This window comes from Streptomyces gottesmaniae (assembly GCF_031845845.1).
GTDB classification, from domain to species: Bacteria; Actinomycetota; Actinomycetes; order Streptomycetales; family Streptomycetaceae; genus Streptomyces; species Streptomyces akebiae.
Window position 1 is genome coordinate 20,025 of the sequence record NZ_JAVRFJ010000025.1, and the last position, 14,401, is coordinate 34,425.

General features: G+C 70.1%; 14 protein-coding genes. 6 read left to right on the top strand and 8 right to left on the bottom strand.

The annotated features are described in order from the left end of the window. Positions 1 to 162: 162 nt before the first annotated feature. Entirely contained in the window at positions 163 to 1,725 is a 1,563-nt protein-coding gene (locus RM704_RS26270; RefSeq protein ID WP_033525064.1) for an FAD-binding oxidoreductase, read from the bottom strand. 715 nt (positions 1,726 to 2,440) lie between these two features. Here RM704_RS26270 and pstS point away from each other — a divergent pair. The 4 genes from pstS (at position 2,441) to pstB (ending at position 6,645) form a co-directional block, all read left to right on the top strand. Next, the gene (pstS, locus tag RM704_RS26275; RefSeq protein ID WP_192829550.1) at positions 2,441 to 3,571 is read left to right on the top strand and encodes a phosphate ABC transporter substrate-binding protein PstS; all 1,131 of its coding nucleotides are present in this window, start codon (positions 2,441 to 2,443) and stop codon (positions 3,569 to 3,571) included. A gap of 136 nt (positions 3,572 to 3,707) precedes the next feature. Then, a complete protein-coding gene (gene pstC, locus RM704_RS26280; protein ID WP_033525066.1) occupies positions 3,708 to 4,715 on the top strand; it encodes a phosphate ABC transporter permease subunit PstC in 1,008 nt (335 codons plus the stop codon). Then, positions 4,712 to 5,767 carry a phosphate ABC transporter permease PstA gene (gene pstA, locus RM704_RS26285; RefSeq protein WP_033525067.1) on the top strand — a complete coding sequence of 352 codons (1,056 nt, stop codon included), beginning with the start codon at positions 4,712 to 4,714 and terminating at the stop codon, positions 5,765 to 5,767. The genes pstC and pstA overlap by 4 nt, the downstream gene beginning before the upstream one ends. Positions 5,768 to 5,868: 101 nt before the next feature. Then, positions 5,869 to 6,645, top strand: coding sequence for a phosphate ABC transporter ATP-binding protein PstB (gene pstB, locus RM704_RS26290; protein WP_033525068.1), 777 nt, complete (start codon positions 5,869 to 5,871; stop codon positions 6,643 to 6,645). 182 nt (positions 6,646 to 6,827) lie between these two features. Here pstB and RM704_RS26295 read toward each other — a convergent pair whose 3' ends face one another. Then, complete coding sequence (locus RM704_RS26295) at positions 6,828 to 7,826, bottom strand: inorganic phosphate transporter (protein WP_033525069.1); 999 nt, start codon at positions 7,824 to 7,826, stop codon at positions 6,828 to 6,830. A 7-nt stretch (positions 7,827 to 7,833) separates the two neighbouring features. Beyond that, the gene (locus RM704_RS26300) at positions 7,834 to 8,454 is read right to left on the bottom strand and encodes a DUF47 domain-containing protein (protein ID WP_033525070.1); all 621 of its coding nucleotides are present in this window, start codon (positions 8,452 to 8,454) and stop codon (positions 7,834 to 7,836) included. 188 nt (positions 8,455 to 8,642) lie between these two features. Here RM704_RS26300 and RM704_RS26305 point away from each other — a divergent pair, with 188 nt between their 5' ends. Then, positions 8,643 to 9,008 carry a metal-sensitive transcriptional regulator gene (locus RM704_RS26305; RefSeq protein WP_033525071.1) on the top strand — a complete coding sequence of 122 codons (366 nt, stop codon included), beginning with the start codon at positions 8,643 to 8,645 and terminating at the stop codon, positions 9,006 to 9,008. Positions 9,009 to 9,081: 73 nt separating this feature from the next. Here the strand turns inward: RM704_RS26305 and RM704_RS26310 are convergent, their stop codons facing one another. Both RM704_RS26310 and RM704_RS26315 read right to left on the bottom strand, forming a co-directional pair. Beyond that, complete coding sequence (locus RM704_RS26310) at positions 9,082 to 9,267, bottom strand: hypothetical protein (RefSeq protein ID WP_033525072.1); 186 nt, start codon at positions 9,265 to 9,267, stop codon at positions 9,082 to 9,084. A 107-nt stretch (positions 9,268 to 9,374) separates the two neighbouring features. Beyond that, positions 9,375 to 10,208 (bottom strand): SCO4651 family lipoprotein, encoded by an 834-nt coding sequence (locus RM704_RS26315; RefSeq protein ID WP_033525073.1) that lies wholly within the window; start codon positions 10,206 to 10,208, stop codon positions 9,375 to 9,377. A 160-nt stretch (positions 10,209 to 10,368) separates the two neighbouring features. Between RM704_RS26315 and RM704_RS26320 the strand changes: the two genes are divergently transcribed. After that, positions 10,369 to 10,536, top strand: coding sequence for a hypothetical protein (locus RM704_RS26320; protein ID WP_192829551.1), 168 nt, complete (start codon positions 10,369 to 10,371; stop codon positions 10,534 to 10,536). Between the two features lie 60 nt (positions 10,537 to 10,596). On the opposite strand, the gene RM704_RS26325 is transcribed toward RM704_RS26320, so the two are convergent. From RM704_RS26325 to RM704_RS26335, 3 genes are read right to left on the bottom strand one after another with little or no spacing between them, the layout of a single operon-like run. Further along, complete coding sequence (locus RM704_RS26325) at positions 10,597 to 11,028, bottom strand: NUDIX hydrolase (protein ID WP_033525074.1); 432 nt, start codon at positions 11,026 to 11,028, stop codon at positions 10,597 to 10,599. Beyond that, positions 11,025 to 12,122: a CHAD domain-containing protein gene (locus tag RM704_RS26330; protein WP_033525093.1), complete on the bottom strand. Its 1,098-nt coding sequence runs from the start codon at positions 12,120 to 12,122 to the stop codon at positions 11,025 to 11,027. Before RM704_RS26330 ends, RM704_RS26325 begins: the two co-directional genes overlap by 4 nt. Further along, positions 12,103 to 14,337 (bottom strand): RNA degradosome polyphosphate kinase, encoded by a 2,235-nt coding sequence (locus tag RM704_RS26335; protein ID WP_192829553.1) that lies wholly within the window; start codon positions 14,335 to 14,337, stop codon positions 12,103 to 12,105. The genes RM704_RS26330 and RM704_RS26335 overlap by 20 nt, the downstream gene beginning before the upstream one ends. Positions 14,338 to 14,401: the final 64 nt, after the last annotated feature.

Below are 14,401 nucleotides of genomic sequence, written 5' to 3' on the forward strand. Positions count from 1 at the left end.
GGGCTGACCTGAGGGCTGAGGGTTCGCCCCGGGGGTCTTTCGCCCCCGCCGCCCCTACCCTTCCCGTCCTCAAGGGGCTGTGCCCCTTTGACCCCCGTTCTTCGCCCTCGTCCGCGGGTTCGGTGGGGGCTGGTCGCGCGGTTCCCCGCGCCCCTTGAGGGGCTACAAGGCCTGCGGGAACGTGAAGAAGCGGGTCGGGTCGTACTGCTTCTTCAGTTCGGTCAGGCGGGGGGCCGCGTCGCCGTAGTACGCCTTCCTCCAGTCGGTCAGGGTGGCGTCGGTGTAGTTCTGGTAGGCGGCGCCGGAGGCGTGGCGGGTCATGGACTTGTGGGCCGTGGTGAGCCAGGACTGGGCCGCCGTGCCGGAGGTGCCGCTCCTCCAGGAGGCGAGGTACTGGGCCAGCATCCGGGAGCGGCGGTGCACGAACGCCGTGGCCGTGGGGGAGACCCGGTTGACCTGGCCGCCGAGGGCGGTGAGGGCGATGCTGCCGGCTCCGCCCTTCACCCCCGTGATCTGGGTCAGCAGGGTCTGGATGCCCGCCGGGGAGATCGAGCGGTCGAAGAAGTCCGAGCGAGCCGCGTACGTCTCCCGGCGCAGCGCGCCCTGGGGGGAGCGGCCCGGGGTCGAGCCGGGGAGATGGCACTTGGCGTCGGCGGAGAAGGAGCCGCAGCCGGCGTAGCCCTCCATGGCGTCCTCGTACGAGCGCCGCCTGAGGGAGACGCTGCGGGCCGGGGTGCCGACGCGGTCGGCGAGGCGGTCGAGGGCGTTCTCCAGGTCGCCGTAGGAGCCGAGGGAGAAGGCGGCGACGGCTACGGTCGGGCTGCCGCCGTTCTCCAGGTGGCAGGAGGACCAGATCTCGTCGGGCTGGGTCGGGCCCCACTCCTGCCAGGCCTTCAGTACGGCGGCGGCCTTGGACCACGGCCAGGTGAGGTACGCGGTGACGCCCTGGCGGGCCGGGTGGGTCCGGAAGCGGAGTTCCGTGACCACGCCGAAGTTGCCGTTGCCCGCGCCTCGTAGGGCCCAGAAGAGGTCCTTGTTGGTGGTGGCGTTCGCGATCAGCCGCTTGCCGTCGGCCGTGATCAGCGTGGCCTGGGTGAGGCTGTCGCAGGTCAGGCCGTAGGCGCGGGAGGTGACGCCGTGGCCGCCGCCGAGGGTGAGGCCGGAGACGCCCACGGTCGGGCAGGAGCCGGCGGGGATGGTGACGCCCTTCGCGGCCAGGGCGCGGTAGACGTCGATGAGCTTCGAGCCCGCTCCGACGACGGCCTCGTTCGCGGAGGCGCGGACCTTGTTCAGCTTCGACACGTCTATGACCAGGCGGCCGTTGCCGGAGGACCAGCCGGCGTAGGAGTGGCCGCCGTTGCGGATCGAGACCTTGAGGGCGTGGGCCCTGGCGTAGGCGAGGGTCGTGCGGATGTCGTCGGGGTGGGCGACGTAGGCGACGGCGGTGGGCTTCAGGGTGTCGAAGCGGGTGCTGTAGAGCTGGCGGGCCGTGGACCAGGCCTTGTCGCCGGGGCGGATGAGGGGGCCGTCCAGGTCTCGGGCCAGGGCGGACCAGGTGGCGGTGGTGGGGGTGCCGGAGCCGGTCGTCGTGGTCGTCGTGGTGGTGCGGAGGGAGGTGTCCGTGGCGCGGGTGGGGGTGGGGTCGGGGTTGGTGCAGGCGGACGTGGAGGCGGTCAGGGTGGTGGTGAGTGCGGCTGCGCCGCCTATGAATGTGCGCCGTTCCATGTGGCCTCTCCCGGTGCGCCGTGCGTGGGTTCTTGGGACGAGACGGGGTTGGTGGGGTGCGGGTTCCCAGGATGCGCCCCCGCCGCCCCTACCTGTCCCTCCCTCGCCCTCGGCTTCGCTCGAGCGGGAGGTGCCCCACCCAGGGGCTGCGCCCCTTCGACCCTGCCCCCTCCGGCCCCCTCCTGGGGCTGCGCCCCTCGCCTGGGGCGCCTCATGGCTCGGGGGTGCAGGTCCGTGGGCGGCTGCGGGACCGTGGCCGGTCGCGCGGTTCCTCGTGCCCCTGGGGTGGGCCGTGCCCGGTCGGCGCTGCCGTTTCGGGCCCCGGGGGTGTGGCTTTCCGGGGATTCGGGTGCGTGGAGTGGTGGTCAGCTGGGGATTGTTTCTCTCTGTAGCTACTCGAGTGCGGAGAGTTAGAGTGCGGAGAGGGGGCGGTGCGGATCGGGACCCTCACGTGTTCTCCCTGTAAGCGTTCCGTGACCTCACCGCACTGTCGGCAGGGGTTCACTCGCCGTTCACTTCCGTCCATTGGCGGCTTCACCTGATCTGCCTAATTTCGGCCTTACCCGGTGCGGGATGTGGACCGAAATACGGCCTCGCAGCCCGTGACGACAGCAGTCTGAGGGACCGAAGGCATCGGTGGAACGGGTCCCGAGGCTGATACGACGACTTCGCACGCCGCCATGTGGACGGCGGCTCCTGGAAGGAACTCCCGAAAGTGAAGCTTCAGCGCAAGAACCGACTGCGCGCCCTTTCTCTCGGTGCTGTCGCCCTCACCGGCGCTCTGACCCTCACCGCGTGCGGGTCCGACGACACCAGTGGTGGCACGACCGGTACCGACGAGAGCACGGCCGCCGCTGGCAACATCGACTGCGGTGACGCCAAGGGTCAGCTGCTGGCCGACGGCTCCTCCGCGCAGAAGAACGCGATCGACGCCTGGGTGGCGCAGTACCAGGGCGCCTGCAAGGACGTCGTGATCAACTACAAGGGCAGCGGTTCGGGCGCGGGTATCACCGCGTTCACCCAGGGCCAGGTCGCCTTCGCGGGTTCCGACTCGGCGCTGAAGCCGGAAGAGGTCACGGCCTCCAAGGAGGTCTGCTCCGGCGGTCAGGGCATCGACCTGCCGATGGTCGGCGGTCCGATCGCCGTCGGTTACAACGTCCCGGGTGTCGACAGCCTGGTCCTGGACGCCAAGACCCTCGCCCTGATCTTCGACAGCAAGATCACCAACTGGAACGACGAGGCGATCGCGAAGCTGAACCCCGACGCCAAGCTGCCCGACCTCAAGATCCAGGCCTTCCACCGCTCGGACGAGTCCGGCACCACGGACAACTTCACCAAGTACCTGATCGCCGCGGCCCCCGACGACTGGAAGTACGAGGGCGGCAAGGCCTGGCAGGCCAAGGGCGGCCAGTCCGCGCAGGGCTCCTCCGGTGTCGCGCAGGGCGTGAAGGAGACCAAGGGCGCGATCTCCTACATGGAGCTCTCCTACGCCAAGGACGGCATCACCACGGTCGACGTCAAGACCGGTGCCGCCGAGCCGGTGAAGGCGACCGTCGAGAACGCCACCAAGGCCATCTCCGAGGCCCAGGTCGTCGGCACGGGCAAGGACCTCGCGCTGAAGCTGAACTACAAGCCCACGGCCGAGGGCGCCTACCCGATCACCCTCGTCACCTACGAGATCGTCTGTGACAAGGGCAACAAGGCGGACACCCTCCCCGCCACCAAGTCCTTCCTCACCTACATCGCGTCCGAGGACGGCCAGGCGCTGCTCTCCGAGGCCGGGTACGCCCCGATGCCCGAGGAGATCATCACCAAGGTCCGCAAGACCATCTCGGAACTGAGCTGACCTGAGTGCGGCCCAGCCCCCACCGGGACTGGGCCGCACCGTCCGGTGCACCGCCGCCAGGAGTCTCCCGCCACCGCGGGCGGCTCCGCCCCGAGCCGCCGCCCCACGGCGATGGCTCCGCAGACCGGAGAACCTGATGGACATATCGATCAAAGACACTCCCGCACCCCGCACCCCACCGACTTCCGAGACCCCCGAGGACAAGCGTGCCGCCCGTGGCGTCACGCGCTTCGGCGACCGGGTCTTCCTCGGCCTGTCCCGCGGGTCCGGCATCTTCCTGCTGGTGCTCATGGCGGCCATCGCCGTGTTCCTCAGCTACCGTGCCGCGCTCGCCATCAGCAAGGACGAGGCCAACTTCTTCACCACCTTCGAGTGGAACCCCACCGGGGTCCCGCCGGTGTTCGGCATCGCGGTCCTGGCCTTCGGCACCGTCGTCTCGTCGGTCATCGCGATGGCCATCGCGGTCCCCGTCGCGGTCGGCATCGCGCTCTTCATCACGCACTACGCCCCGCGCAAGCTGGGCGGCCCCATCGCGTACGTGGTCGACCTGCTGGCCGCCGTGCCGTCCATCGTGTACGGCCTCTGGGGCATCCTGGTCCTCGTACCGCAGCTCGACGGGCTCTACGGCTGGTTGAACGACTACTTCGGCTGGACCGGCATCCTCGACTGGCAGGGCGGCGCCCCCCGCTCGATGCTCACCGTCGGCATCCTGCTCGCGATCATGATCCTGCCGATCATCACCAACGTGAGCCGTGAGGTCTTCCGCCAGGTCCCGCGGATGCACGAGGAGGCCGCGCTGGCCCTCGGCGCCACCCGCTGGGAGGTCATCCGCATGGCGGTGCTGCCCTTCGGGCGCTCCGGTGTCATCTCCGCCTCGATGCTCGGCCTCGGCCGCGCGCTCGGTGAGACCATGGCCGTGGCGATGGTCCTGTCGTCCAGCTTCGAGATCAACCTCAGCCTGCTGGACCCGGGCGGCGGCACCTTCGCCCAGAACATCGCCAGCAAGTTCAGCGAGGCCACCGAGATGGGCCGGGACGCCCTCATCGCCTCCGGTCTGGTCCTGTTCGTCATCACCCTGCTGGTCAACGGCGCGGCCCGGATGATCATCGCCCGCCGCAAGGAGTTCTCGGGGGCCAACGCATGAGCAACGAAACTCTCACCCCGAAGGGCCCGAGCACCCTGCGTGCCGCGTCCCTGCCCAAGTGGTTCCCCTGGGCGGTGGCCGCCGGCTCGGTCGCGCTGGGCCTCGGCATCAGCACCGCGATCGGCCTCGAAAGCTCCGTCCAGTGGGCCCTGATCGCCGGCATCCTCTTCGTCCTCGGCTCGTACGTCATCGCCGCGCGCGTCGAGGGCACGCGACAGGCCAAGGACCGGTTGGCGACCAGCCTGGTCTGGGTGGCGTTCCTGCTCGCGGTGCTCCCGCTGGCCTCCCTCATCTGGGAGACCATCAGCCGTGGCGTGAAGGTCCTCGACGTCTACTTCCTCACCCACTCGATGGGCGTGGTCGCCACCTCCCAGCCCGGCGGCGGCATCTACCACGCCATCCTCGGCACCCTGGAGCAGGTCGCCATCGCCGCGGTCATCTCCGTGCCGATCGGTGTGCTGACCGCGATCTATCTGGTCGAGTACGGCCGGGGCAGGCTCGCCAAGGCCGTCACCTTCTTCGTCGACGTCATGACGGGCATCCCGTCGATCGTCGCGGGTCTGTTCATCCTCAGCACCTGGATCCTGATCCTGGGCATGGGCCCCTCCGGCTTCGCCGGCGCGATGGCGCTGACCATCCTGATGCTGCCGGTCGTCGTCCGCTCGACCGAGGAGATGCTCAAGCTCGTCCCGAACGAGCTGCGCGAGGCCTCGCTGGCGCTGGGCGTGCCGAAGTGGCGCACCATCCTCAAAATCGTGCTGCCGACCGCCATCGGTGGTATTACGACAGGTGTGATGCTCGCGGTCGCCCGTATCGCCGGTGAGACCGCTCCGGTCCTGCTCCTGGTGTGGGGTTCCAACTACATCAACGCGAACCCCTTCTCCGACCCGCAGGCCTCGCTGCCGATGTACATCTATCTGCAGTTCCAGCAGAGCGGCGGTTCCGGAGCGGCGTACGACCGTGCGTGGGCGGCCTCGCTGACGCTGATCGCCTTCATCATGATCCTGAACCTGGCGGCCCGCGGCATCGCCCGCTGGAAGGCCCCACGATGACAATCACGCGGCTTCGCCGCGCGCCCGGTCGCTGACGCGGCCACCAGCGACCAGATCCCCGAATTCCCCGCGAATTCCTCGCGAAAGAAGCAGTGATTCACATGGCCAAGCGAATCGACGTCAGCGGCCTCAACGCCTACTACAGCTCCTTCCGCGCCATCGAGGACATCTCGATGGCCATCGAGCCCCGCACCGTGACGGCCTTCATCGGCCCCTCCGGCTGCGGAAAGTCCACGTTCCTGCGCACCCTGAACCGGATGCACGAGGTCACGCCCGGCGGCCGCGTCGAGGGCAAGGTCATGCTCGACGACGAGAACCTGTACGGCGCCGGGGTCGACCCGGTCTCCGTGCGGCGCGAGGTCGGCATGGTCTTCCAGCGCCCGAACCCCTTCCCCACGATGTCGATCTACGACAACGTGGCGGCGGGCCTGAAGCTGGTCGGCGGCAAGAAGAAGTCCGAGCTGGACGACATCGTCGAGAAGTCCCTCAAGGGCGCGAACCTCTGGAACGAGGTCAAGGACCGTCTCAACAAGCCGGGCTCCGGTCTCTCCGGTGGTCAGCAGCAGCGGCTGTGCATCGCCCGTGCCATCGCGGTCGAGCCGAAGGTGCTGCTCATGGACGAGCCGTGCTCCGCGCTCGACCCGATCTCGACGCTGGCCATCGAGGACCTCATCAGTGAGCTGAAGGAGCGCTTCACGATCGTCATCGTGACGCACAACATGCAGCAGGCGGCGCGTGTCTCCGACCGCACGGCGTTCTTCAACCTCGCGGCCGTCGGGCAGCCGGGCAAGCTCATCGAGATAGACGACACGGAGCGGATCTTCTCCAACCCCTCCGTCCAGGCCACCGAGGACTACATCTCCGGCCGCTTCGGCTGAGCCCGCGCCGGCGTCGTCCCGGCCGACCTCCCAAGACCCCTCGCGGTGCTGCATGGCGGTGCCGCCGCGAGGTAGGTGAAGGGCCCGCCCCCGGCTCCCGGGGGCGGGCCCTTTCTCGTGTGGTTCGCGCGGACCCGGTGGGGCTTCTCGCGCGGTTCTCCGCGCCCCTGACGGGGCGGGGTCTACAGGACGGCCAGGTTCACGATCCAGAAGCTCGTCGCGGCGACCAGGGCCGCGGCCGGCATCGTGATGAACCAGCCGAGGATGATGTTCTTGGCGACGCCCCAGCGGACGGCGTTGATGCGCTTGGTGGCGCCGACGCCCATGATCGCCGAGGTGATGATGTGGGTCGTGGAGATGGGGGCCTTGAAGATGAAGGCCGTGATGAACATGATCGACGCGCCGGTGGTCTCGGCGGCGAAGCCCTGCGGCGGGTCGAGTTCGATGATCTTCCGGCCCAGGGTGCGCATGATGCGCCAGCCGCCCGCGTAGGTGCCGAGGGAGAGCATGACCGCACAGGCGATCTTGACCCAGACCGGGATCGGGTCGCCGTAGTCCTCGACGTCCGCGATGACCAGGGCCATCACGACGATGCCCATCGTCTTCTGGGCGTCCTGGAGACCGTGGCCGAGGGCCATGCCGGCCGCCGACACGGTCTGCGCGATCCGGAAACCGCGCTTCGCCTTGTGCGGGTTGGCGCGGCGGAAGATCCACATGATGCCCGCCATCACCAGGTAGCCGACCACCAGGCCGACCACCGGGGACACGAACATCGGGATGACGACCTTCTCCAGCACGCCGGACCAGTAGACCGTCGTACCACCGGCGAGGGCCGCGCCGACCATGCCGCCGAAGAGGGCGTGGGAGGAGGACGACGGGAGGCCGAAGTACCAGGTGATGAGGTTCCAGGTGATCGCGCCGACCAGGGCCGCGAAGAGGATGCCCATCCCCTTGGAGCCCTCGGGCGTGGAGATCAGGCCCTCGCTGACCGTCTTGGCGACACCGCTGCCGAGGAACGCGCCGACGAGGTTCATCACCGCGGCCATGGCGAGGGCCGCGCGCGGCGTCAGCGCGCGGGTCGACACCGAGGTCGCGATCGCGTTCGCGGAGTCGTGGAAGCCGTTGGTGTACGTGAAGAAGAGCGCGACGCCGATGGTCACGACCAGAGCGAAGGTGTCCATGAAGGGTTCAGGACTCCTTGACGGCGATGGTCTCCACCGTGTTGGCGACGTGCTCGAAGGCGTCCGCCGCCTCCTCCAGCACATCCACGATCTGCTTGAGCTTGAGGACCTCGATGGCCTCGTACTTGCCGTTGAAGAGCATGGCCAGCAGCTTGCGGTGGATCTGGTCGGCCTGGTTCTCGAGGCGGTTGACCTCGATCCAGTACTCGGTGAGGTTGTCCATGGTGCGGAGGTTGGGCATCGCCTCGGCCGTCAGTTCGGCCGCGCGCGCCAGGACCTCGATCTGCTGCTCGACGCCCCTGGGGAGTTCCTCGACGTTGTAGAGGACGACCAGGTCGACGGCCTCCTCCATGAAGTCCATGATGTCGTCGAGGGAGGACGCGAGGTTGTAGATGTCCTCGCGGTCGAAGGGCGTGATGAACGAGGAGTTCAGCTGGTGGAAGATCGCGTGTGTGGCGTCGTCACCGGCGTGTTCCGCTGCCCGCATCCGCTCCGCGATCTCGGCCCGGGCGGAAGCGTCCGCCCCGAGCAGTTCCATCAGGAGCTTCGAGCCCGTGACGATGTTGTCCGCGGAGGCGGCGAACATGTCGTAGAAGCTCGTCTCCCTGGGGGTCAGACGAAAGCGCACGTGGGGTCCTCGGTATGCATGGGTTTCGGTCAGGCTGATGCTAGGCGCATCATCCGGCCACGGCTAATGGGCCGTCCCCCAGTGTCGCCCATCAGGGAGATGGGTCGACATGGGGGCTGCCCGCAGGGCGTATACCCGCCAAAGTTCGATACGATATACCCGGTAGGGGTATATGTCTGGAGGCTGCGATGACGACCACAGGGGCCGGAGCCGAGGTGCCCTCCGCCGTAGACGGCGTGGAGCCGGGTGTGGTGACCGACCACGACCGTGGAATCCACGGGTACCACAAGCAGAAGGACGAACACCTGAAGCGCCTGAGGCGCATCGAGGGACAGATTCGTGGGCTCCAGCGGATGGTCGACGAGGATGTCTACTGCATCGACATACTCACCCAGGTCTCCGCCTCGACCAAGGCGCTGCAGTCCTTCGCGCTGCAGTTGCTGGAGGAACACCTCCGGCACTGCGTGGCCGACGCGGCGTTGAAGGGCGGCGCCGAGGTCGACGCGAAGGTGGAGGAGGCCACGAAGGCGATCGGGCGGCTGCTGCGGACCTGAGGGGGCGGGGGCTCGGGAGCCTGCCGACGGGGCGCTTTTCGGCCACCGCGTGCGGGCTTCCGGTCGGCCTTCGCTAGCGGGGTGGTTCGCTCTCGTGGGCCCGTTCTTCCCAGACGCGCAGGACCTCGTCGATGCGGTCAGGGCTGAGGCGGTCGCCGTCGGTGGTGGAGGCGGCGATGATGAGGTCGCCGCAGAGTTCGATCTCGGCGAGGGCCACGTGGTCCTGAACCGCCGTACCGCCTGCCGGAGCCACGCGCATCACCTCTTCTCTGCCGTCACCGACTCCTAGGGTAGGCAGCGGCCCACAGCCCGCGCATGGCACCAACGGACCATTTCCGGCCCCGCGCCTTCCGCCGCGTCCCGGCGCTACTCCTCCGCGATCTTCCCGGCGTAGATGTCCTCGGGCCGCGGCAGGCGTACGGCGACGGGGACGCCGAAGTCGAACAGCAGCGTCGTGGAGGCGACCGCGACGGTGCCCTGTCCGCCGCCGTTGACGAAGCTGAAGCGGTGGCGGACCTTGCGGATACGGCCCTCGTCGTCGAGGTAGGCGTCGAAGGGGACGCGGGCCGTGGCGAAGCCCCGGGCGGCGGCGCGCAGCGGGGCCCTGTTGCCTTCGGAGGCCGCGCGGGAGGCCGTCGTGAGGTCGGCGGTGCCGCGGTAGTGGCGGACCCGGACGCCGTCGACCTCGCTCTCCCCGACGAACCGCGCCGTGCGCGCCCCGCGCAGCACCTCGGCGGCGGCGAACGGGTCGGTGGCGCCGCCGGTGACCAGATTGCCGTCGGAGAGGGCGCCCGTGTCGACGCGGACCCATTTGTCGGCGGGGACGCCCGCGCCCCGGTTCTTCATGAACAGCGCGCCGGGGGCGAGGAGTTCGGTGATCGGGCGGTGCTCCTCGCGGCCGGCGGGGTCGTGCGGCAGCAGCACCTTGAGCCGGCCGAGCTGTCTGCCGTAGTCGTAGACGCCCTCGCCGTGGATGGTCACCCGGGTGCCGCCGGTGGCCATCTCCATCTCCGTACGGGCCTTGGAGCTGCCCGCGCGGACGAGGGTGGGGGCGGCGCGGTGCATCAGGTCGACCGGGTCGGAGGGGAGGGGGTCGTCGGTGAGGCCGCCGATGGCGCAGCCGGTGACGCCGGTCGCGCCGGCGATGAGTCCCGCCGCGGCGAGTGCCGCGCCCGTCCTGCTGTGCCGCCGCGTCACCATCGCCTGCCGATCCCCTGCCGGGTTTGCCGGGTTCCTGCCGTCGTTTCGGATAACGACGGCCGGGGGAGGTCGTCACGCCGGGAGGGTGCGGGCGGTCGGCGGGTCGCCCGGGAACTCGGGGCGGACGGTTCGGACGCCTGTCCTGGGTAACGTAATTGGTGTGGCGCATCAGGACGAGCCGATACCCCCGCAGCAGCACCGTACGACCACCGTCGATCAGGGCCGCTTCTGTGTGGCGCGCTGTACCTGCGGCTGGCGCGGACCGGCCCGGCGGGCGCGCAGTCTGGCGAGGACGGACGCCGAGGGGCACGCGCTGAGCGGGGTGTAGCGGGCGTGTGGCGGTGCCCGGGGTGGGTCCCCACGCGTGCGGTGCGCGGGGGCGGGGACCCTATGCGTGGCGGAGGGTCGCCAGGAAGTCGTCGATCAGTTCGCGGTCACGGGGCTGGGTGAGCCGGTCGCGGGCGGCGGCCGGGTCGAGCCAGGCGATCCGGTCCACCTCGGCCGTCGGAGCGAAGCGGCCGCCGGTCGCCTTGGCGGCCCAGTAACTCACCGTCTTGGCACGGCCGTTGGCGAAGTAGCGGGCGGTGGGAAGCCGGGGCCCCGGCGCGCACCGCTGGCCGGTCTCCTCCTCCACCTCGCGCAGCGCGCCCGCGAGGGCGTCCTCGGCGCGCTTCAGCTTGCCCTTCGGGTGTGACCAGTCGTCGTACTTCGGCCGGTGGACCAGGCAGATCTCCAGGCCGTCGCCCCCGGGCGCGTGGCGCCACAGGACGCAGCCGGCCGCCCTGACGACGGCGTCGGTGTTCTCGGTGTTCTCGGTCACGACGTGCTCACCGCCTCCTTCTGCCAGCACTGCTGGAACGCGAACCGGGATGCCTCCACTTCGTGGCGCTGGTCGGCGTGCAGGACGCCGAGGGCGTAGGCCGTGGCCGGGGCGATACGCGGGGTGCGGGCCGCGGCCGCGGCGGCCGAGGCCGCCTCGCTGGCGTCGCGGTGGCGGTTGAGGGCCTCGCCGGCCGCCAGGAGGCGTACGTCGACGGGTACGGACTCGGGGTGCAGGACCTCCAGGGCGTAGCGGTGGAGGCGGAGCAGGAGGCGTACCTGGTGCCAGGGGGCGTCCTGGGGGTGGGGCGCGGTGTCCGGGGAGAGGCCGTGGATGAGGGCCTCGGCGTTGTAGGGGTGGCCGGCGGTGTGCAGCGGGAGGCCGGTGACGGCGTCGCGGAGGCGGTCGTGGGCGGCGGCGGCGAGGGGGCCGAGGTCCGCGGCGGTGGCCGTGGGGGTGAGGGGGACCTCGCTGGCGAGGACGGCCACGCTGTCGGCGACGGCGTGGAAGCGGCTCGATCCGAGGGCCTGGAGGGCCGCGGAGTGGGCCCGGGTGCGGGCGAGGGTGAGCTGCCGGTCCAGCAGGGCGCCGGCTTTCGCGGCGCCGACGGTGAGGTTGCCGCGGTCGGGTGCGGGGTGGGGCGTGGCGGCCGCCGGTGCCGTCGCGCCCAGTCGTGCCGCCCCGGCGGCACGACTGCCCCCGCCGGGTTTGGCTGGAGTCCCCTGGGCCGGGAACGGGGTCGCTCCTGACAGCCGGTTCAGGGCGGTGACCAGGCGGTCCAGGCGGGCCGCGTAGGCGTGTTCGCGGCCCAACGTGCCGGAGAGCCAGGCCAGTTCGGGGCGGAGGGACTCCGACCAGTCGGCGTCCAGCAGGGGCCGGAAGGTGTGCAGCGTGCCGCTGATGCGGCGGGCCGAGCGGCGCAGGGCGAGCGCCGCGTCGGTGGACTCCTCGGCTCCGGACGCCATGCCCCCACCGGTCTCCCGGTGGGTGCGCAGCGCGCGGAGGAACTCCGTGGCCCGCTCCCGCAGATAGCCGGCGACGGCATCCGCGGGTGCGGCCGTGGTGTTCGTGGGGTCAAGGTGTCGCTGTGCCACGCCGGCGCCTCCGGGCGTCAATGAGCATCTCCTGGACGTTGCGCAGGGGCTGTCCGTCCGCGTCGGTCGAGTGCCGGGTCCACTCGCCGTCGGGACCGAGGTGCCAGGAGGAGGTCGTTTCGGACATGCCGGTCTCCAGCAGGCGGTTGAGTGCCGCCCGGTGGGCCGGGTCGGTGATCCGGATCAGGGCCTCGATGCGGCGGTCGAGGTTGCGGTGCATCATGTCGGCGCTGCCGAACCACACCTCCGGCTCGCCGCCGTTGCCGAAGCCGAAGATCCGGGAGTGTTCGAGGAAGCGGCCGAGAACCGAGCGGACCCGGATGTTCTCCGACAGGCCGGGGACGCCGGGCCGTATGGCGCAGATGCCGCGCACCCACACATCGACCGGCACACCCGCCTGCGAGGCCCGGTACAGGGCGTCGATCAGCGCCTCGTCCACGATCGAGTTGACCTTGATACGGACGTACGCGGGACGTCCGGCACGGTGGTGCTGGACCTCCTTGTTGACGCGGGCGATCAGCCCGTCGCGCAGGGACTTGGGCGCGACGAGGAGGCGGCGGTAGGTCTCGCGCCGTGAGTAGCCGGAGAGCCGGTTGAAGAGGTCGGAGAGGTCCGCGCCGACCTGCGGGTCCGACGTGAGCACGCCCAGGTCCTCGTACAGCCGTGCCGTCTTCGGGTGGTAGTTGCCCGTGCCGACGTGGCTGTAGCGGCGGAGCGTCTCGCCCTCCTGACGGACCACCAGGGACAGCTTGCAGTGGGTCTTCAGACCGACCAGGCCGTAGACGACGTGGCAGCCCGCCTCCTCCAGCTTGCGCGCCCACTTGATGTTGGCGTGTTCGTCGAAGCGCGCCTTGATCTCGACCAGGACGAGGACCTGCTTGCCCGCCTCGGCCGCGTCGATGAGCGCGTTGACTATGGGGGAGTCGCCGGACGTCCGGTACAGGGTCTGCTTGATGGCGAGGACGTCCGGGTCCTCGGCCGCCTGCTCCAGGAACGCCTGCACCGACGTCGAGAAGGAGTCGTACGGGTGGTGCAGCAGCACGTCCCGGCTGCGCAGGGCGGCGAAGATGTCCGGCGCGGACGCCGACTCGACCTCGGCCAGATCGCGGTGGACGCCCGCGACGAACTTGCGGTACTTCAGCTCGGGCCGGTCCAGGGAGGCGATGCGGAAGAGACCGGTGAGGTCCAGGGGCCCGGTCAGCGGGTAGACCTCGGACTCCTTGATCTTCAGCTCGCGCACCAGCAGGTCCAGGACCTCCTGGTTGATGTTCTCCTCGACCTCCAGGCGCACCGGCGGCCCGAAGCGGCGCCGCATGAGCTCCTTCTCCAGGGCCTGGAGGAGGTTCTCGGCGTCGTCCTCCTCGACCTCCAGGTCCTCGTTGCGGGTGACCCGGAAGGCGTGGTGCTCCAGGACCTCCATGCCCGGGAACAGCTCCTCCAGATGGGCGCCGATCACGTCCTCCAGCGGGACGTACCGGCCCGGGGAGGCCTCCAGGAAGCGGGACAGCAGCGGCGGCACCTTGACGCGGGCGAAGTGCGAGGTGCCGGTCACCGGGTTCTGCACCCGTACGGCCAGGTTCAGGGAGAGGCCCGAGATGTACGGGAAGGGGTGCGCCGGGTCGACGGCCAGCGGGGTCAGCACCGGGAAGATCTGGTGGCGGAAGAGCGTGAAGAGGCGGGCCTGCTCCTTCTCCGCCAGTTCGCTCCAGCGGACCAGGTGCACGCCCTCCTCGGCCAGCGCCGGGGCGACGTCCTCGTGGAAGCAGGCGGCGTGCCGGGCCATCAGCTCGCGGGAGCGGGCCCAGATCATCTCCAGCACCTCGCGGGGCTGCAGGCCGGAGGCGGACCTGGTGGCGACGCCGGTGGCGATGCGGCGCTTCAGACCGGCCACCCGGACCATGAAGAACTCGTCGAGGTTGCTGGCGAAGATGGCCAGGAAGTTCGCTCGTTCGAGCAGGGGGGTGTTGGGGTCCTCGGCCAGTTCCAGGACCCGCTCGTTGAAGGCGAGCCAGCTGCGTTCCCGGTCGAGGAAACGGCCCTGCGGCAGCCTTTCGCCGCCCTGGTAGTCCTCCTCGTACGCGTCGAGGTCGGCGTCGATGTCGGGTTCCAGGTCGGACACCACGGCCGACACCGTGTGGGGGCGGTGGCCGGTTATGGAGCCGACGGACGGCTGCGCGTGTTGGACCTGGGCTGCCTGGGCGTTGGACTGGCTCATAGAACCATTGTTCCGCGCCGCGAGCATCACAGGCGCGTCGGACAGGGCCGGTGGGAGTGCCGGG